Origin of the sequence: Rhizobium lentis, from assembly GCF_017352135.1 — a bacterium.
In the GTDB taxonomy this organism is placed as follows: domain Bacteria; phylum Pseudomonadota; class Alphaproteobacteria; order Rhizobiales; family Rhizobiaceae; genus Rhizobium; species Rhizobium lentis.
The window spans coordinates 4,090,390-4,109,133 of sequence record NZ_CP071454.1 but is presented as its reverse complement, the minus strand read 5'-3'; the positions used below and the strand labels follow the sequence as shown (position 1 = coordinate 4,109,133).

Here is an 18,744-nt window from a genome sequence, read left to right as displayed (position 1 = left end):
CGTCGCAGCGAAGTGTCAGATCACTGTCATCGAAACCCGTTAAAGCGCCGGCAACGATTTGATTGATACGAGGCGCATTCGATGGCGACATTGCAGCAGGTCGCGTTCCGGGCAGGATGTTCGCTGGCAACCGCAAGCAGAGTTCTCAACCGCAACGGGCCCGCCAGCGATCTGATGGTGCGCAAGGTGCGCCGCGCTGCCGCTGAACTCGGCTATCACGCAGCCGGGCGACTGGGACGCAGACCCGTGGTCGGCGTCTTGATTCCAAGCATCACCAATCCGGTCTTTGCCTCATCGCTGTCGAGTATTCAGAACCGTATGCTCGTCGCCGGCCACGGCGTATTGATCGCCCAGTCGAACTACGATCCGGCGCGCGAGGCCGATGCCGTCGCCGCACTGCTGAACGACCGGCCGACCGGCTTGATCCTTACCGTCTGCGACCCGTCGACGAGCGAAGCGCTGCTTGCGAGGCTGCCGCCGACGGTGCTTCTCAACAATCTGCCGACGGCGCAGTTTCCAGCGGCCGTCACTGCCGACAACCGCGGTGCCGGAAGAGAGATTACGACTTTCCTGATCGGCATGGGCCACCGCCACATTCTCTTTCTCTCCGGCAATTTCGCCGCCTCCGATCGCGCTCGTCTTCGCTACCAGGGCTACCTCGACGCCATGGCCGAAAACGGCCTGACACCGCTTGATGCGATCCAGATCTCCTTCGTCGGCGGTTATGACCAGCTCGATCTCAGCACCGCCATGAATTCGATTTCGCCGACGGCGATCATCGCCTCCAACGATCTGCTTGCGCTCGGGGTGATCGGCGCACTGAAGCGCGAAGGGCTTTCGGTGCCCGGCGATGTTTCGGTCGCCGGTTTTGACGGCATCGCGATCGGCCGGCTGATCGATCCGCCTCTGACAACGATCGAAATGCCGGATGCCAGCATGGGGGCGACGGCTGCCTCGCTACTCCTCGACATGGCGGAGAATGCCGCCCCTGCCCGCCACCTCAATGTCGCTTATACGCTGCGCCGCGGCGGCACGGTGCGCGCCATTTAAAACGCGGCAAACAGAAGGGCCGCCGCGCGCTCGGCGTGGCGGCCCTTGCCATTCGGAAGAGGACTATCAGCTGCGCGGCAGCATGTCCTCGACATCGGCCGCAGCATCGTCAAGCGCTTCCTTCGGATCGGCCGACTGGTCGACGATGCGCGAGAGGTTGTCGACGATCGTCTGAGTGACCTTGACGCCGTTCGAACCCGGGAAGGCATACCATGGGATCATCACCGGCATCTGGCTGAGGCCTGCCTGGAACAGCGGGTTCTGCTTGTAGAAGTCGCCGAGATATTCAGGCGACTTGGCGGCAAGCTCGTTGTTCGGGACATAACCGGTGCCGGGCACGACGACGGAAGCGCCGTATGGGCCGGCGGCGAATTTGGCGAATTTCCAGGCGGCGTCCTGCTTGGCGGCGTCATGCGTCAGGATGACGACCGCGTTGCCGCCTGTGGGAAGGCGGCCATTGACCGGATCGATCAGCGGGATCTTGGCTGTGCGCAGATCGAACTTGTCGCCGACGTTCTTGATCGTGTTGCGCAGCGCGCCGGTCGTCTGGAACTCGAAACCGACCTTGCCGGCTGCGAAGGCCTGTTCACCGGCGGGCTTGGTGAAGACGGGCATGCCGCCCTCGGTGACCAGGCGATGCAGGATCTCGACGGCCTTCTGGCCCTCCGGACCGTTGAAGGCGACCTTGCTTTCGTCATCGCTCAGCATTTTGCCGCCGGCGCCGAAGAGCAGCGCGGAAAACATCCAGTCGTCGCCCTGCCAGCGGAAATCGACACCGTCGACACCATTGCCGAGCGCCTTGATCTTGCCGCCGAGCGCGATGACCTCATCCCAGGTCTTCGGCGGATTGTCGGGATCGCCGCCGGCCGCCTTCACGAGATCGGCATTGTAATACATGATTGGATTGGAGGTGGCGAAAGCGAGACCGACCTGCTTGCCCTTGACCTGGGCAAGCTTGAGGATGGTATCGGAGAAGCCCTGCTCGGCCATGTTGCCGTCCTTCTGGACGAGCGGACCGAGATCGACGGCGACGTCGCGTTCGTCGAGCATGCGCAGGCGGTTGAGGCCGATGAAGGTGATATCGGGCATTTCGCTGGTGCCAACCTGACGAAGGATCGTCTGGATGCCTTCTTCATAGGTTGCCGAAGGGCTGGCGAACTGGACCTTGATATCGGGGTTTTCCGCCATGAACTTCTTCGAGATCGTGTCCATCACGTCCTTGAAGAAGCCCGGCATCGGGTAATGAACCGTCAGCGTCGTCTCGGCATGCGCGGGAAGTGCGAATGCCAAGGATACGGCCGCTGCGGCGAGAAGCTGGGTGATATGTTTCATCGCTCGTTCTCCTTGATAAAGCCGGTCAGCCTTTGAGACCGGTCATGGTGATGCCCTCGACGAAACGCTTCTGCGCCAGCAGGAAAGCGATGACGAGGGGAAGGGTAATGATCAGTGTCGCCGCCATCAGTGCGCCGTAATCGTCGCCGGCCTCGGCGGCGCGGAAATACATCAGGCCGAGCGGCGGCGTGGCGTAATCTTGTTTGCTGATCACGATCAGCGGCCAGTAGAGATCGTTCCAATGGGCGACGACCGAGAAGATGGCGAAGGCGGTGACGGCAGGCCAGGCATTCGGCACGATGACGCGGGCGATGATGCCGAGCTCCGACATGCCGTCGAGACGCGCGGCATGGATGAGATCATCCGGCATGGCGCGGAAGAACTGCAGGAACATGAAGATTGCGAAGACCGAGATGGTGAAGGGCGCGACGAGCGCTGCATAGCTGTTGAGCAAGGCGGCACGGTCCAAGGCGACATAGAGCGGCAGCGCCGTCGCATGGATCGGCACCAGCAGGCCAAGCATGACCAGCACCATCATGGCGCGGGCGGCGGCGAAGCGCAGCTTCGCCATGGCGTAGGCGCAAGGGATCGCCACCAGCACCTGGAAGAAGAAGATCAGCCCGCAGACCACGACGCCGTTCCACAGCAGCCGCGCCATCGGCACCCGGCTCAAGGCCTTGGCGAAATTCTCGACATAGGCGAGATGCGTGGGGACGAGCGACAGCGAGGAGGTGAAAATGTCGCTCTGCGTCTTGCCGGCCGCCGAGATCATGAAGATGTAGGGCGCCAGGAAAATGATCGCGCCGAGGGAAAGCAGGCTCAGGCGGATTACCCTGCCGCGGGAAAGAGGGCTGACCATCATGTGTAATGCACCCGGCGATCGAGGACGCGGTACTGCAGGAACATCAGCACCACCAGGATCAGCAGAAAGACCACCGTCATTGCCGAGGCATAACCGACGCGCAGATAGACGAAGCCCTCCTGGTAGATGGTGAAGAGCAGCACTTCCGACGCCTTGTTCGGGCCGCCCTCCGTCAGAGTTTTGACGGTCTCGAACACCTTGACCGCATTGGTGATGCTGATGGTGATGATGAAAAGGGTCGTCGGCCCGAGCATCGGCCAGGTCACCAGCAGGAAGCGGTCGAGCGACGACCTGGCGCCGTCCACTTCGGCTGCGGCGTAAAGCTCGCGCGGGATTGCCGTAAGCCCGGCCAGGAACAGCACCATGTTGAAGCCGGTCGATTGCCAGACGCCGATGATCGAAAGGCTGTAGAGCACCGTGCCGGAGCTGCCCAGCCAGTTCGGGCCGGACAATCCGGCAAGCGCCAGCAGCGCGTTGAGCGGACCGATCGTCGGGTGGAACATATATTGCCAGACGGTCGCCATGGCGACGATCAGCGAGGCGACCGGAAGGAAATAGGCGGTGCGGAAGAAGCTGCGCGCCGCGGTCTCGCTCTCGATCAGCATGGCGATGCCGAGACCGAGAAGGATCGAGACAGGCGCGACGATCGCCGTATAGACCGTCGTATTCCAGAGCGACTTGCGGAATGTGCGGTCGGTGATCAGATGCGCGTAGTTTTCGAAGCCGACAAACCGGAACTTGCCGTAGCCGAGCTCGAAATCGGTAAAGCCGAGCACGATCACCGATGCGACCGGCAGAAGCACGAAGAGAAACAGCAGGATGATGGCCGGCAGCACCAGCATCCAGGCAATGCGGGCTTCGCTGCGCCGATGGGCAACGGCAGAATCGTCCGGCAAGGCCGCAGCTGCTATGCTAGCCATGGGCGCGCTCCCGCTGCGCGTCGCCGGCATCGGCAGCGTCGAACCCGGCATCGCCCGTTGCGACGCGGCCGGCCAGCCGGCTGCCGTCCTCTGCAAAGATAAGCGTCCGGCCTGGCGACAAGCGAAGCCCGATGGAATCGCCGGCCGTAAGGCCTGCGGCTTCGGCGGGCTGAACCTTGGCGACAACGGTTTCGCCAATCGCTTCGATGCGGCAATGGAGAATGACTTCGGAGCCCAGGAATTCCACCCGTTCGATCCGGGCAGCAAGGCCGTCATGCCTGTTCCTGGACAGAAAGACGAATTCCGGGCGAATGGCGAGGGTCACCGGCATCTTTCCGCCGGGCGCATTTTCGAGCGTCAGGCGCAGTCCGCCGCAGAGGACGACGCCGCCCTCGGCAAAGGCCGGCAGCAGATTGATGCGCGGCTGGCCGATGAAACGGGCGACCTCGACATGGGCTGGATCGTCATAGATCACCTCGGGGCTGGCGATCCGCAGCAACCGTCCGCCCATCATCACCGCCACCCGGTCGGCCATCGACAGCGCCTCCGCCTGGTCGTGGGTGACATACAGCGTCGGCACGCCGGCGCGCCGATGCAGATCGACGATCTCGCCGCGGGCGTGGACGCGCAGGTTGGCGTCGAGGTTGGAAAGCGGTTCGTCCATCAGGAAAATCTGAGGCTGGCGCACCATGGCGCGGGCGAGCGCCACGCGCTGCCGCTGGCCGCCCGACATCTGGCCGGGCTTGCGGTCGAGCAGATGGTCGATCTTCAGCGACGTCGCCATCTCGCGAACGTCGCGGGCGATTGCCGCGCGCGTGGCGCGCTGACCGGGCATCAGTGAACCGATGAAGGGCAGCCGCTGCATCTTCGACAGCCGGCGCATCGCCAGGGGCACGGCGATGTTTTCTGAGGCCGTCAGATGCGGATAGAGCGCGTAGGATTGGAAGACCATGGCGATGTTCCGGTCGGCGGCTGCCACACCGGACATGTCTTTCCCGCCGATCAGGATCTCGCCGCGATCGGCATGATCGAGGCCGGCAAGGATGCGCAGGAGCGTGCTCTTGCCGCAGCCGGAGGGGCCCACCAGCGCGATGAATTCGCCGGCATTGACGTCGAGGCTGACGCCGTCGAGGATCTGGTTGCTGGCGAAGGCCTTGGTGATGCCGCGAAGCGAGAGCGCACTCATTCCACCGGTTCCCGCTGCTTGAGCGCCTGGGGATAGACCTCGTGGACGACATCGTCGAGCACATGCGCGGTCATACCGGGCACGGCGACGATCGCGCTTGCGACCGATCTATCGAACTCGTGGATAACGGCACCGATCAGGCGTTCGCCCGGCATCTCCCGCTCCATCTTATCGATGATGAAGGCTGCCGACGGCCCCCATGTCAGCCGGGTATTGCCGAAGCCGCCCTGCCAGGCCCAATGGAGGTGGCCGCTCGCGAAAAGAGCCACGTCATGGGCAGCGATCAGATCGTAGAGCCGCCGGCGCTGAACCGGCCGAACGCTCCAATAGCCGGTATCACCTTCGTCAGGTGCATCCACGAACAGCGGCTTGTGCGCGAAAAGCGCCACGCGCCGGCCTGCCCGGTCGGCGAGCGCCCGCTCGAGCCATTCGAACTGCGCCTCCTCCTCATCATCCTGATGACCGAGAAGCAGCGCGTTCAAGCCGATGAAACGCCAGCCGGCCGCATCCTCCAGCCAGCGATCGGGGCCGGCAAGGCTGCGCCAGCGGGCAAGCCGCTCGGCATTGACGGGTTGGTCGGAGTCCTTGAGGTGGCCGACATCGTGATTGCCGGGAACGATGAGCATCGGGATCGATACCTGGCGCATGAGATCCATCGAGAAGACGATATCCTCATCCTGGTCGGCGCCGTCGACGGTGAGATCACCGGTATGGACGATCAGATCGGCGCCGGTCTCTTCGATCCAGGACAAAAGCGGCGCCCAGTTGCCGTTGAAATGCGGCTTGCCGGGGCTGAAATGGGTGTCGGTGATCTGAATGATTTTCACGGGGTGTCTCCGAGACCTGAGAACGTGTCATGGACGCTCCCTTCTCGGGCCCTCTCTAGAAGGCTCCCATGTCAATCAGACATCTGCGGTTTTCAGCTGTTTTTCAGTTTTGACATCAATTCGACATGCTAGCACAGGCCGCCCCGAAAACGGGCGGCCATCCTCAGGACTGTGTAGAGATCAGTGCCGCGGCGCGTTGGCGGGAATGGACGACACCGTTGCCGATACGGGGTCGCTTGCCGGAAAGGTATCTTCGAGGCCCTCATTCAGTTCTTCTTCCAGCGTTTCGCTATCGTGAGTGGAGCGCGCACTCGGTTGGCCGACGAGGCCCTTGCTGCCTTCGTCGAAGTTGCCGTTGCTCAAGGCGTCGTAACGGTTGATGCTGCCGTCTGCGTCACGGCCGGGAAAGGTGGTCAGCTGAACCATCATCACCTTGGCGTGGTCGAGCGCCGTCGAGTTATCGAGCTCGCCACGGGAATTGTCGATTTTGACGGCAATCGACTCTCCTCCCTCACCGAGAAATTCGACGGTGAAGAAGTTGCCGGACTGTGTCACGCGGGTATCGATCAAATGCATGGGAACCTCCCTGTGTTTATGGCAGGTCAACGGCGATCAGCATCAGGAGTTCCACTGCCACTCCATTTCATTGCGAATGCATGTCGCGGCGGCTCGGGGCGTGCGGCGCATTTATGGTTAATTTATTAATAATCCGAGGTCTATAAATGGAACCAAGCGGCCTTTCTGAGTGTTGATGTTGCGCCGTGGAGGAACCCCCGATGATCCTGAAAATCCTTGCTCCCAAGATCGACGCCGATTGCCATGATACCGGCACCTATCCCGATGGGTTATTCGCCGACAACCGCATCGACCTCTCGCGCCGTGAGGGCCGCCGTCGCTCGCCGCATGAGCGGGACTACGGCGCCGACAGGCAGCTTGAAAAACTGCCCCTCGGCTTTGCCTGAGGGCTCCCGCCTCTCCCATGATTGCCTGCGAAGGCCAACACGCCCGACGCGCGGGCGATATGACATTGAGCGCTCCTGCCGTGGCTCCGATCTTTCCGCCGCGATTACCGACCAGCCGCTACATCTGTTGGCATCTGTATCGAACAGATCTCCTGCCAAAGGGTGGTCCCCAGGCGTTCGTTGCGCAGCCAATGGCCGTCATCGAAAGGGGAATCGTTCAACGAGCTCACGACGAGGAAGTCTTCGCCGTCCAGCGATCCACAATCCCGGATGCTGCCCTTTGCATGCCGATGTTTTGAACCGTTCCCGTGTCGTCATCGGATATGGCCGATCACGGGACCGGCCAACTCAAGCAAGACATCACTGACGTTCGCCGATCAGACCGAGAAGCGAATGCCGTCTTCTCCATCACGCCGCAACCTGGTTCGCTGAATGCAAGCGTAGATTTCATAATAAATTCTGGTGGAACGAGCCACATTCGAAACAACATATCGTGGTTAACCGGCAGCAGCGACACGGCGCTCCTCGTGTATTAGTTCGAATTAGCGACAGCAATGGGGATCTATTCCCAGCGCCAGTTCCCTCGTAGACCGGGAGAAAAACACATGCCTCAAGCCGTTAGAGTAAACGATATTAGCCGTTCCTTTGGTATTGATACGCATATCGATTACACCGACGGGAAATATTCCAACGTCGGCGAGGTCGTTAAGGCAATCGACTATCTTGGCCTCGATACGGTTCGCGATCACGCGCCCAATTCCAGTTCCGACCCCAACGGACAAACTCATCTCGGCGATGCGGCCGAAGCCGGCGTCCGATTCGTCTTCAGCGCCCAGCGGGAGGTCGACCCGGCCACCGTGGCCCAGCGGCTGCATGCTTTCGTTGAGGCCCATCCCGGCTCGGTCGTCGGCATTGAAGGCCCGAACGAAGTCAACAACTGGCCGGTCAGTTACCACGGCCTGAGCGGCCAGGCCGCAGCACTCGCCTATCAGAAGGACCTGTCTGCCGCCGTCAACGCCGACCCTTTGTTGAAGAACATCCCAGTCCTCGGCTTTACCGGATATACGGTCGCGTCCGCCTCCGACTACACGACGATCCATACCTATGCGAAAGATGGCGACCAGCCATATTCATGGCTCTCTCGAGAATCCGGCGCTCAGCGCGCTGCCGATCCCGGCAAGCCGCTGGCGATCACCGAGACCGGCTACCATACTTCCCTCACCGCCGATACCAATGGCGGCTGGGAAGGCGTCAGCGAAGCGACCCAGGCAAAGCTGCTTCTCAATACGCTGATGGACGGCGCGGCTCTCGGATCGAAACATACCTTCCTTTACGAACTGCTCGACGCCTATTCGGATCCGCAGGGCACTAATCAGGAAAAACATTTCGGCCTTTATCGTCTCGACTATTCGGCTAAGCCGGCAGCGACGGCGATCCACAACCTGACCGAAATATTGACCGACGACGGCGCTCAGAAGGCAAGCTTCAGCGCCGGGACTCTCAACTATTCGATCGAGGGCCTTCCGTCCTCGGCTGCCCGCAGCCTGCTTACGGAAAAATCGGACGGAAGTTACCAGATCATCATCTGGAACGAGCCCGATATCTGGAACCAGTCCACCGACACGGCGATTCAGGCCGCGACGACGGGCGTCAAAGTCAATCTCGGGACCGCATTCGGTTCTGTTAAGGTCTTCGATCCCTTGACTGGGTCGACGGCGATCAAAAGCCTCAGCAATGTGTCGTCCCTGACGGTTGAGGTGGTCGACCATCCCGTTATCATCGAGGTCGCAGGCAGCGGTAGCACGCCACCGGCAACCGGCCATATCTATGGCGGCGCGGGCAACGACACATTCACCGTAACCAACCCCACGCAAATCGTCGACGAAAGCAGGGGCGGCGGGACGGATACCGTCATGTCGTCGATCAGCTTCAGTCTCAAGGACGCGGCGCATGCGATCGGAAACATCGAGAATCTCACACTGACCGGCGCCGCCAATATCAACGCCACGGGAAATGCGCTTACCAATGTTCTCGTCGGCAATTCCGGCAACAATATCCTCGATGGCAGCGCCGGCGCCGACCGCATGGCGGGGCGTGCCGGCAACGACACCTATGTGATCGACAATGCAGGTGATTTTGCCAATGAAGCGGGGGCATCCGGCAAGGACGCCGTCAAGGCTTCGACCTCCTTCAGTCTGGCAGATCTGCAGCGTACAGCCGGAACGATCGAAAACCTCACCTTGACCGGAACCGCCAATCTCAACGCAACGGGCAACAACACGGCCAACGTTCTCACCGGCAACGACGGAAACAACAAGATCAATGGCGGCAAAGGCGCCGACCAACTGACCGGCGGGCTCGGCAATGACAAGCTGATTGGAAAAACCGGCGCCGACATTCTCACAGGCGGCGGTGGAGCCGATTCCTTTGTCTTCGACGTCAAGCCCGACAATGTCGGCGTCGACAAGATCCGGGATTTCTCTTCCGCGGCGGGCGACAAGCTGTTGTTCGACCATGCGATTTTCGCCGCACTCAGCCTATCCAAGTTTTCGGATGAGAATTTCGTTCTAGGAACGAAAGCGCTCGAGGCCGATGATAGGCTGATCTACGATGAGACCAGCGGCACTCTATCGTTTGACGCGGATGGAAGCGCCGCGGGCAGCGCAGTCCATGTTGCCGACCTCGACAAGTCTCCCGCACTTCACTTCAGCGATTTCCAGCTTCTCTGATCGGGATGGCGGCCGTTCCGGCCGCTTCCACCACCATCGAGCGCAATGAATTTCCACGGCACTACAGGCAACGCGATCTAAGGCATCCTGCCAGGACGTGACTTGCATAATGATAGTTACTCCTGTAGTGACATCCGCCATGCAGCGGACAAGTTTCAGCCATTTCAAATGTCCGGCGGCGCGCGCGCTCGAGAGCGTCGGCGACTGGTGGAGCATTCTGATTCTGCGCGACGCCTTCCAGGGGCTGTCTCGCTTCGACGAATTCCAGAAAAGCCTCGGCGTGGCCCCGAACATCCTGACACGGCGGCTGAAACATCTGACGGATGAAGGGCTGTTCGAACGGCGCCTCTACCAGGAGCGCCCTGCCCGCTATGAATATGTGCTTACGGAAAAGGGCCGCGATTTCTTCCCGGTGCTGATGGCGCTGTTTTCCTGGGGAAGCCGGCACATTCCGCAAGAGGATCTGGCTTTTCTGCTCAGCGACGCCGCCTCGGGCAACACGCGCGAGACGATCCTGGTCGACGCGCGGACCGGCGATGAAATCACGCCCGAAAACACCAGCCTGCTGGCTGGCCCTGCAGCCGACGACGAGGTGCGCGAGCGGATCGCCCGCATGCGCGCCTGGTATCTCGGCAACGACGCATAGAGAGGAAATATCATGGATCGCATCGTTGTCACCGGTATGGGACTTGTCTCGCCACTCGGCACCGGCGTCGAGCCGGCCTGGAAACGCCTCGTCGACGGCGCCTCGGGTCTGAGCGTACTGTCGGAGGATGTCGTCGGCGAGCTCTCGGCCAAGATTGCCGGCATCGTTCCCGGCACTATCGAGGACGCCGAGGCCGGCTTCGACCCTGACCGTTACATCACGCCCAAGGACCAGAAGAAGATGGATCGCTTCATCCAGTTCGCCATGGCGGCGACGGAGGAAGCGGTAAACCAGGCCGGCTGGATGCCGACCGATGAAGGCAAGCGCGAACGCACCGCGACGATCATCGCCTCTGGCGTTGGCGGCTTTCCTGCGATCGCCGAAGCGGTGCGGATCGGCGAAACGCGAGGCGTACGGCGGCTGTCGCCCTTCACCGTGCCCTCCTTCCTCGTCAACCTCGCCGCCGGCCAGGTCAGCATCCGCTACGGCTTCAAGGGACCGCTCGGCGCGCCGGTGACGGCCTGTGCGGCGAGTGTGCAGGCGATCGGCGATGCGGCGCGACTGATCCGCTCCGGCGAAGCCGATGTGGTGATCTGCGGCGGCGCCGAGGCCTGCATCGACAAGGTAAGCCTCGGCGGCTTTGCCGCCGCCCGCGCGCTATCCACCGGCTTCAACGAGACGCCGGAACTGGCCTCGCGACCGTTCGACACGGCGCGCGACGGTTTCGTCATGGGGGAAGGCGCCGGCATCCTGGTGATCGAAACGCTGGAGCATGCGCTTGCCCGCGGGGCAACGCCGCTTGCCGAACTGGTCGGCTACGGCACGGCGGCGGACGCCTACCACATGACCGCGGGTCCGGAAGATGGCGACGGCGCACGCCGGGCGATGGAGGCAGCGCTTCGGCAGGCAAAAATCTCCGCCTCGGATGTCAAACACTTAAACGCCCATGCGACCTCGACACCGGTCGGTGACAGAGGTGAGATCGCGGCGATCGGCAGGGTTTTCGGCCGCAACGGCGGCATTGCCGTCAGTGCGACCAAATCAGCGACGGGCCATCTCCTCGGCGCCGCCGGTGGCCTGGAGGCGATCTTCACCATCCTTGCCCTGCGCGACCAGATCGCGCCGCCGACACGCAATCTCTATGAGGCCGATCCCGATGCCGAGGGCATCGATATCGTCGGCAAGACGGCGCGGCCGCTGGCGATGGATTATGCCATCACCAACGGTTTCGGCTTCGGCGGCGTCAATGCCAGCGCCCTCTTCCGGCGCTGGTCGTAAAGTTCGCTTTTCTTGCGCTGGAAAAGGCCTACACTTCCGCTCTATCGGGGTCATTCCGCCGATAGAGCCGGAGATAACTCATGCGCGCCTTTCTCGCAGTCCTCATTCTGTGTGCCGCGTCCCTCCTCTCTCCTATACCGGCCCGCGCCGAAGACCCGATCGACACGACGCGGACGATGATCGAGGAGCAGATCAAGGCCTTCCTCAAGGACGATGCCGAGACGGCCTATTCCTTCGCCGCGCCGGGCGTCAAGGCGATGTATCCCGATAAGAACCTGTTCTTCGCCATGGTCAAGAAGAGCTATGAGCCGGTCTATCATCCCGGCAATTACGCCTTCGGCCGCAGCCGCTCGATCGACAACGGCGCGCTGATCTATCACGAGCTGCTGATTTCGGGCCGCGACGGCAAGGACTGGACGGCGATCTACCAGATCACCCGCCAGCCCGACGGCAGCTACCGGATCAACGGCGTACAAATCCTGCCCGATGCCGACAGCAAGGGCATCTAGCGGATCAAGCATCCTTACAGATCAAAGTTGTGCCCGGCTGCCGCGGAAGATAGAAGCCTCCGTGTTTTCACATGGGTTGAAACTCGATGCATATTTCCTTGAAGTAGCTGGTCGCCGCGGCGGTCGGCTTTGCCACCGCTCTGCCCGGCATTGCGCAGGCGGAATCCTTTTCCCAACTTGCGCGGCAAGATTATGCCGCCGGCAAACTCACAAAGGGGAAGGCTGGTGGCTACGGTTGGGTCGTCTCGAACGGCCACGGGCGGTTCTGAGCATCACAACCAGCGGACGGCTCATCAAGGTGGACCGCGCCACATTCGAGGCATCGATCGGCGGTCCCGACCCGTCGATACCGCAGTGGAGCGACCTTCAGGCCCTGTCAAACCGGATCACGTCGGAAGCTGCACTCCTGCTGCCTGATCCAGCGGATATCCGATTTAGAGGCTTTCCGCTTAGATAGGCCGGTCACCGGCGAACGGCTCGGACGGAAACGCCACGGCACAATGTCTCGTTGCACTAACGATTTCGAAATCCTCTCTCGAGTACACGGATATCAGCGGGGGACTGATGGGTTTGAACACTGGCAAGCAATTTTTCACAGCCCTTGAAGCGTTGCGAGGAATTGCGGCCATTATGGTCATGTTCCGGCATACGGGCGGGACGCTTGGCCCGATCCCGCAGAATATCGGCTACCTCTCGGTAGACCTCTTCTTTCTTTTGAGCGGCGTCGTTCTTGCGAATTCATACGAGAAACAATTGGCGACGGGAGAAATTTCGCCCGCCAAATTTATTGTACAACGCCTCATCAGGCTTTATCCGCTCTATCTTCTTTCTCTTCCTGTCGGCCTTCTCAATTATGCGCTTCAATTCGGCTTGGACTACCTTACCCTGGCCGACCTTCTCCTGAGGGCGATCCTGTTCGTCCCGAGCTCAGATGTGGAAGGCGCCTTTCGCTTGAACGGTCCCAGCTGGTCGCTCTTCTTCGAACTCTGGGCCGGAGTGCTGTTTTCCACGCTTCTGATACGGCTGTCATGGAGAAGCCTACTCGCCATCACCATGGGAGCCGCGGGCTTTACACTGTACGGAGCATTGGCCGCAGGCAACCTCGATATTGGCCACCAGGCGGGCTATTTCAGATTTGGCTTTTCAAGAGTTCTTTTCTCTTTCTCGCTCGGAATCTGCCTCTATCGCTTATACGAGGTTCGGAAACCGAAGGTGGCCGAAAGCGGCAACATGGTCGGCCTGCTTCTGTGTGCCTGCCTCGTCTTCATCACGAATATCCCGGCCAGGATATTCTTCGGTTTTCCGTATTTTGATTTTCTGCTGTGCCTTGTCGTCTTTCCCGCCATGGTCTGGATGGCGATGTCAACAAGGCAGGCCGGCTTGGTGGAACTGGTATTCCGATGGTTGGGGAGACTTTCTTATCCGATTTACATTCTGCATGGGCCCATCTTCAGTCTGCTGCAGTCCCTGCGGCAAAGGGGCTTTGACCTTCCCGCCTCCCCGGCAGCCGGTATGATTGTGGTTTTCGCTATTTTCATTGTGGCTGGCATAGCCGCCGTTCACTTCGACGAGCCGGTGCGCAAAAAACTTAAAATGATGATTGCGCTGAACCCGTCGCCCGCTGTCCCCGCTGCCAGCAACACGGTGACTGAGCAGCCTTAAACCGGGTCGAGATCGCCCCTCGCCCATTCTTCCATCGTCTGCGCCATGAAATCGGCAAAGCGGCCTTCGGCAATCGCCTTGCGGATACCCTGCATCAACTCCTGGTAATAGGCGAGATTGTGCCAGGACAGCAGCATGCCGCCGAGCGCTTCGTTGGCGCGGACGAGATGGTGGAGGTAGGCGCGCGAATAATCGCGCGAGGCCGGGCAGTTCGACTGTTCGTCGAGCGGGCGCATATCCTCCGCATGGCGGGCATTACGGATATTGACCTTGCCGCGGCGGGTGAAGGCCAGGCCATGGCGGCCGGAACGGGTCGGCATGACGCAGTCGAACATGTCGACGCCGCGGGCAACCGACTTCAGTATGTCGTCAGGGGTTCCCACTCCCATGAGATAACGTGGCTTTTGCGAAGGAAGCACGGGCAGCGTCGTTTCCAGCATCCGCAGCATGACGTCCTGTGGTTCACCGACGGCCAGGCCGCCGATCGCATAGCCCTTGAGGTCGAGCTCGCTCAGCGCTTGCGCCGAACGGATGCGCAAGGCGGGAATATCGCCGCCCTGGACGATGCCGAACATCGCCTTGCCGGGCTGCTCGTCGAAGGCAACACGGCAGCGCTCGGCCCAGCGCAGCGACATTTCCATGGCGCGCTCGATCTCCTTCGGTTCGGCCGGCAGCGCTACGCATTCGTCGAGCTGCATCTGAATATCGGAGCCGAGCAGGCCCTGGATTTCGATGGAACGCTCCGGCGACATATGATGCAGGCTGCCGTCGACATGCGACTTGAAGGTGACGCCCTGCTCGTCGAGCTTGCGCAGGCCGGAGAGCGACATGACCTGGAACCCGCCGGAATCGGTCAGGATCGGGTGTTCCCAGCGGATCAGCTTGTGCAGGCCGCCCAGCCGCGCCACGCGTTCAGCCGTCGGACGCAGCATCAGATGATAGGTGTTGCCGAGAATGATGTCGGCGCCGGTTTCGCGTACCTGGTCGAGATACATGGCCTTGACGGTGCCCACCGTGCCGACCGGCATGAAGGCCGGCGTGCGGATCGTGCCGCGCGGCATGGAAATTTCGCCGAGGCGCGCGCCGGCATCGGTCTTGTCAAGCCTGAATTGGAAGTTCTCTGTCATCTAATCTTTCCGAAAAAGAAGGCTCGCGTCGCCGTAGGAGTAGAAGCGGTAGCCCGTCGAGATGGCGTGCTCATAGGCCGCATGCATGGTGTCGAAGCCGGCAAAGGCCGAGACCAGCATGAACAGGGTCGAGCGCGGCAGGTGGAAATTGGTCATCAACATGTCGACCGCCTTGAAGCGGTAGCCGGGCGTGATGAAAATGCCCGTGGCCCCGGCCCAGGGCTTGATCTCTCCGTTTTCCCCGGCCGCGCTCTCGATCAATCGCAACGAGGTGGTGCCGACACAGACGATGCGCCCGCCGCGTTTTCGCACCGCATTCAGCCGGGCGGCAACCTCGGCGCTGACATAGCCGCTTTCGAGATGCATCTTATGATCGTCGGTATCATCCGCCTTGACTGGCAGGAAGGTGCCGGCGCCGACATGGAGCGTGACGAAATGGCGTTCGATCCCGGCCCTGTCGAGCGCTTCGAACATATCCGGCGTGAAGTGCAGGCCGGCCGTGGGGGCTGCGACCGCGCCCTCCTCACGGGCATAGATCGTCTGGTAGTCAGCACGGTCGCGCTCATCATCGGGCCGCTTGGCGGCGATATAGGGCGGCAGCGGGATATGGCCGACGGCGGCGATCGCCTCGTCGAGCGCCGGACCGGAAAGATCGAAGGCGAGCGTCACTTCGCCCGCTTCGCCTTTTTCTTCCACGGTCGCATCGAGGGCGCCGATCATGCAGCTTTCGCCGCTGTGGCCGAAGGCGATGCGATCGCCCTCCTTGATGCGCTTGCCCGGTCTGGCGAAGGCTTTCCAGCGGCTGGGGCCGACGCGCATGTGCAGCGTTGCAGAGACCTGCTGGCCGCCGGCGCCCTCGCGATGGCGGATGCCTTCGAGCTGGGCGGGAATGACCTTCGTGTCGTTGAATACAAGCGCATCACCGGCGCGCAGGAACGACGGAAGATGGGAGACGCGATGATCCGAGAGCGTGCTTGCCGTGGGATCGACGACGAGCAGGCGCGCGCTGTCGCGCGGCTCGGCGGGCCGCAGCGCAATGCGGTCATCCGGCAGGTCGAAATCGAAAAGGTCTACGCGCATAAGGGCACTTTCACGCAAAGCGAAACCCGCCCCGCGCTTTCGCGCAAGGGCGGGTTTCAGCAGAAATCACAATCAGACGTCGGCGGCAACCCGCATGGAGACGATCGAATCCGGATCGGAGACTGGTTCGCCCTTCTTGATCTTGTCGACGTTGTCCATGCCTTCGATGACCTGGCCCCAGACCGAATACTGTTTGTTGAGCCACGGCGCGTCGGTGAAGCAGATGAAGAACTGGGAGTTGGCCGAGTTCGGATTCTGCGAGCGCGCCATCGAGCAGGTGCCGCGGACATGCGGCGTGGCGGAGAATTCGGCCTTCAGATCATCCTTGGAGGAGCCGCCCATGCCGGCGCGACCCGGGTTGAAATTCTCGCCACCCTTCTTGCCGAACTCCACGTCGCCCGTCTGCGCCATGAAATCGGCGATGACGCGGTGGAAAACGACGCCATCATAGGCGTTTTCGCGGGCAAGTTCCTTGATGCGCTTGACATGCTCGGGTGCCACCTGCGGCAGAAGCTGGATAACAACCTTGCCCTTGGTGGTTTCCAGAATGATGGTGTTTTCGGGATCCTTGATCTCGGCCATTGTCTTCTCCTCTGTTTCTTCTCGTCGGTTACTTCTTGCCCAGCGTGACCTTGATCATCCGGTCGGGATTGCTGACTTCGCCGTTCTGGCCTTCGCCCTTCTTGATCTTGTCGACGTTTTCCATGCCGGAAACAACCTTGCCGACGACCGTGTACTGGCCATTAAGGAAGGAACCGTCGGCGAACATGATGAAGAACTGCGAATTGGCAGAATTCGGATCCTGAGCGCGCGCCATGCCGACCGTGCCCCGAACAAACGGAGTCTTGGAGAATTCGGCTGGCAGGTCAGGCAGATCGGAGCCGCCGGTACCGGCCTGGCTCGCGTCGAAGTTCTTTTCCATGTTGCCGTATTTCACATCGCCGGTCTGGGCCATAAAGCCCGGGATAACGCGGTGGAAGGCAACATTGTCATATTCGCCCTTCTTGGCCAGCGCCTCGATCTGGGCGACATGCTTCGGCGCGACGTCGGGCATCAGCTGAATGACGACAGGGCCGTTCTTCAGCTGGATGGTGAGATAATGATCGGCTGACTGGGCGAAGGCATCGCCGGCAAAAGAGGCGAGATAAAGCACGCCGGCAAATGCGAGATAAAAGAGTTTCATGTGAGCTCCGTTGGGCGTTATCGGCCTAGTCTTTGCGCTTGGATTTGAGGGCTTGCAAGACGGCGGCCGGCACGAAAGCGCTGACATCGCCGCCCATGGCGGCGATCTGGCGGACCAATGTGGCGGTTATGGGCCGTGAAGCCGTGCCGGCCGGCAAAAAGATGGTCTGGATATCGGGCGCCATTGTCCTGTTCATGCCGGCCATCTGCATCTCGTAGTCAAGATCCGTGCCGTCGCGAAGGCCGCGGATCAGAAGGGTGGCGCCGTGGGCGCGGGCGGCATCGACGACCAGATTGTCGAAGGCGACGACAGTGACGTTGCCGGTCTTGCCGGGCAGCGCTTCAGCCAGCGAAAGGCGGATCAGTTCGGCCCTCTCTTCGAACGAAAAGAGCGGGGCCTTGCCGGGATGGATGCCGATCGCGACAATGACTTTTTCGGCGACGTTCAGGGCCTGGACCAGAACATCCACATGTCCGTTGGTGATCGGGTCGAAGGACCCAGGATAAAAAGCTGTCGTCATGTGGTCCGGCCGTTGGTTTGACGCCTTTTGTCACGGATGCGGACTCGCCGCAAGTCATTTACCCGGTCGCGCCGCGGGGCTGAACAGCGGATGAACATGCCATTCAAGGCCGTTTCAGACGGGATCTGCTTAACTCGGAACATCAACCCAGCCGATGCCATTCCGGCATCCGGCGCTCCCCGAAAGACCGAGATCCATGCTGATCGTGCTCGTTGCATCTGCCGTCATTTTCTCCCTCGCCGCCGAGGCGGCCTATGGTTTTTTCGCCGATCGCTACGCGCTGAACTGGGTGAGACCGGAGCTTGCCGAACACGCAGCGATCGTGCGCGCCCAGAGCCGGCTGCGCGACAAAACCGGACTTCGAATCTGAACGCCAGATGAACGAGACATTCAAGGAGGCTTCAGATCGGCATTGGTAAACACCCCTCAACATCCGGCGGAACCATTTTTAAACGGATGCGTTCACTCAACCGACACAGAAATGCGTCAAAGCGCGGCAGGAAGGACTAAAGATGCCCGGCAAGATTACGATGATTAACGTGCTCTGGATGGTCATGGTCACGGGCATGCTCACCGCAACTGTCGCTCTTTATGATCAGAAGGTCGATACCTCCAAAGTTTATGGCCCCTATGCTTCGGCCCGCACGGCCGTACTGGGTCAGTACTGAGGGGCAGAACGCAACTCCCCAGGAAAGGAATGCCTATGTTCACGATCTTGACAGTGCTCACCGCCCTCATCAGCGTCATGTTTATCGTGTCCGTGGCCTCGACGATTTCAGCGCTCAGACGTGAGACCGAAGAGGTCAAGGCGCTCAACGAAAAACATAGCGCCTTCTGACATTCCTTTTCCCCACCCGCGCGCGGCGCCCTT

The 18,744-nt window shown here is 61.1% G+C and carries 20 protein-coding genes and 1 pseudogene; 10 read left to right on the top strand and 11 right to left on the bottom strand.

The annotated features are described in order from the left end of the window. Positions 1-81: 81 nt before the first annotated feature. Entirely contained in the window at positions 82-1,050 is a 969-nt protein-coding gene (locus tag J0663_RS20060) for a substrate-binding domain-containing protein (RefSeq protein ID WP_207242110.1), read from the top strand. 66 nt (positions 1,051-1,116) lie between these two features. On the opposite strand, the gene J0663_RS20055 is transcribed toward J0663_RS20060, so the two are convergent. From J0663_RS20055 to J0663_RS20030, 6 genes are all read right to left on the bottom strand, one after another. Beyond that, entirely contained in the window at positions 1,117-2,382 is a 1,266-nt protein-coding gene (locus J0663_RS20055; RefSeq protein ID WP_207242109.1) for an ABC transporter substrate-binding protein, read from the bottom strand. Between the two features lie 25 nt (positions 2,383-2,407). Further along, positions 2,408-3,244: a carbohydrate ABC transporter permease gene (locus J0663_RS20050; RefSeq protein ID WP_207242108.1), complete on the bottom strand. Its 837-nt coding sequence runs from the start codon at positions 3,242-3,244 to the stop codon at positions 2,408-2,410. Beyond that, positions 3,241-4,164 carry a carbohydrate ABC transporter permease gene (locus J0663_RS20045; RefSeq protein WP_375337146.1) on the bottom strand — a complete coding sequence of 308 codons (924 nt, stop codon included), beginning with the start codon at positions 4,162-4,164 and terminating at the stop codon, positions 3,241-3,243. The genes J0663_RS20050 and J0663_RS20045 overlap by 4 nt, the downstream gene beginning before the upstream one ends. Then, the gene (locus J0663_RS20040; RefSeq protein WP_207242106.1) at positions 4,157-5,350 is read right to left on the bottom strand and encodes an ABC transporter ATP-binding protein; all 1,194 of its coding nucleotides are present in this window, start codon (positions 5,348-5,350) and stop codon (positions 4,157-4,159) included. Before J0663_RS20040 ends, J0663_RS20045 begins: the two co-directional genes overlap by 8 nt. Then, the gene (locus J0663_RS20035) at positions 5,347-6,177 is read right to left on the bottom strand and encodes a metallophosphoesterase family protein (RefSeq protein WP_207242105.1); all 831 of its coding nucleotides are present in this window, start codon (positions 6,175-6,177) and stop codon (positions 5,347-5,349) included. Before J0663_RS20035 ends, J0663_RS20040 begins: the two co-directional genes overlap by 4 nt. Positions 6,178-6,357: 180 nt before the next feature. After that, positions 6,358-6,753, bottom strand: a complete 396-nt coding sequence (locus J0663_RS20030) for a hypothetical protein (RefSeq protein WP_207242104.1) — start codon at positions 6,751-6,753, stop codon at positions 6,358-6,360. A gap of 200 nt (positions 6,754-6,953) precedes the next feature. On the opposite strand from J0663_RS20030, the gene J0663_RS20025 reads away from it, so the two are divergent. From J0663_RS20025 to J0663_RS20000, 6 genes are all read left to right on the top strand, one after another. After that, the gene (locus J0663_RS20025) at positions 6,954-7,139 is read left to right on the top strand and encodes a hypothetical protein (protein ID WP_207242103.1); all 186 of its coding nucleotides are present in this window, start codon (positions 6,954-6,956) and stop codon (positions 7,137-7,139) included. Positions 7,140-7,744: 605 nt separating this feature from the next. Continuing rightward, positions 7,745-9,868 (top strand): calcium-binding protein, encoded by a 2,124-nt coding sequence (locus tag J0663_RS20020; protein WP_207242102.1) that lies wholly within the window; start codon positions 7,745-7,747, stop codon positions 9,866-9,868. A gap of 139 nt (positions 9,869-10,007) precedes the next feature. Continuing rightward, complete coding sequence (locus J0663_RS20015; RefSeq protein ID WP_207242101.1) at positions 10,008-10,514, top strand: winged helix-turn-helix transcriptional regulator; 507 nt, start codon at positions 10,008-10,010, stop codon at positions 10,512-10,514. Positions 10,515-10,526: 12 nt separating this feature from the next. Then, positions 10,527-11,792 (top strand): beta-ketoacyl-ACP synthase II, encoded by a 1,266-nt coding sequence (gene fabF / locus J0663_RS20010; protein WP_207242100.1) that lies wholly within the window; start codon positions 10,527-10,529, stop codon positions 11,790-11,792. Positions 11,793-11,872: 80 nt separating this feature from the next. After that, entirely contained in the window at positions 11,873-12,301 is a 429-nt protein-coding gene (locus J0663_RS20005; RefSeq protein ID WP_207242099.1) for a DUF4864 domain-containing protein, read from the top strand. Between the two features lie 570 nt (positions 12,302-12,871). Next, complete coding sequence (locus J0663_RS20000; RefSeq protein ID WP_207244549.1) at positions 12,872-13,963, top strand: acyltransferase family protein; 1,092 nt, start codon at positions 12,872-12,874, stop codon at positions 13,961-13,963. Here J0663_RS20000 and tgt read toward each other — a convergent pair. From tgt to coaD, 5 genes are all read right to left on the bottom strand, one after another. Continuing rightward, positions 13,960-15,090, bottom strand: a complete 1,131-nt coding sequence (gene tgt / locus J0663_RS19995) for a tRNA guanosine(34) transglycosylase Tgt (protein WP_207242098.1) — start codon at positions 15,088-15,090, stop codon at positions 13,960-13,962. The two genes, J0663_RS20000 and tgt, sit on opposite strands and share 4 nt — an antisense overlap. Then, positions 15,091-16,170 (bottom strand): tRNA preQ1(34) S-adenosylmethionine ribosyltransferase-isomerase QueA, encoded by a 1,080-nt coding sequence (queA, locus tag J0663_RS19990; protein WP_207242097.1) that lies wholly within the window; start codon positions 16,168-16,170, stop codon positions 15,091-15,093. 72 nt (positions 16,171-16,242) lie between these two features. Beyond that, positions 16,243-16,752 (bottom strand): peptidylprolyl isomerase, encoded by a 510-nt coding sequence (locus J0663_RS19985; RefSeq protein ID WP_207242096.1) that lies wholly within the window; start codon positions 16,750-16,752, stop codon positions 16,243-16,245. Between the two features lie 28 nt (positions 16,753-16,780). Next, complete coding sequence (locus J0663_RS19980) at positions 16,781-17,353, bottom strand: peptidylprolyl isomerase (RefSeq protein ID WP_126823144.1); 573 nt, start codon at positions 17,351-17,353, stop codon at positions 16,781-16,783. A 25-nt stretch (positions 17,354-17,378) separates the two neighbouring features. Then, positions 17,379-17,873 (bottom strand): pantetheine-phosphate adenylyltransferase, encoded by a 495-nt coding sequence (coaD, locus tag J0663_RS19975; protein WP_207242095.1) that lies wholly within the window; start codon positions 17,871-17,873, stop codon positions 17,379-17,381. Between the two features lie 90 nt (positions 17,874-17,963). On the opposite strand from coaD, the pseudogene J0663_RS31740 reads away from it, so the two are divergent. The 3 genes and pseudogenes from J0663_RS31740 to J0663_RS31635 all read left to right on the top strand — a co-directional run bounded on the left by J0663_RS31740 (position 17,964) and on the right by J0663_RS31635 (position 18,711). After that, positions 17,964-18,243: pseudogene (locus J0663_RS31740) on the top strand (hypothetical protein). Between the two features lie 142 nt (positions 18,244-18,385). Further along, positions 18,386-18,541 carry a hypothetical protein gene (locus J0663_RS19965; protein WP_003539654.1) on the top strand — a complete coding sequence of 52 codons (156 nt, stop codon included), beginning with the start codon at positions 18,386-18,388 and terminating at the stop codon, positions 18,539-18,541. A 35-nt stretch (positions 18,542-18,576) separates the two neighbouring features. After that, positions 18,577-18,711: a hypothetical protein gene (locus J0663_RS31635; protein WP_258156729.1), complete on the top strand. Its 135-nt coding sequence runs from the start codon at positions 18,577-18,579 to the stop codon at positions 18,709-18,711. The last annotated feature ends 33 nt before the right edge of the window (positions 18,712-18,744 follow it).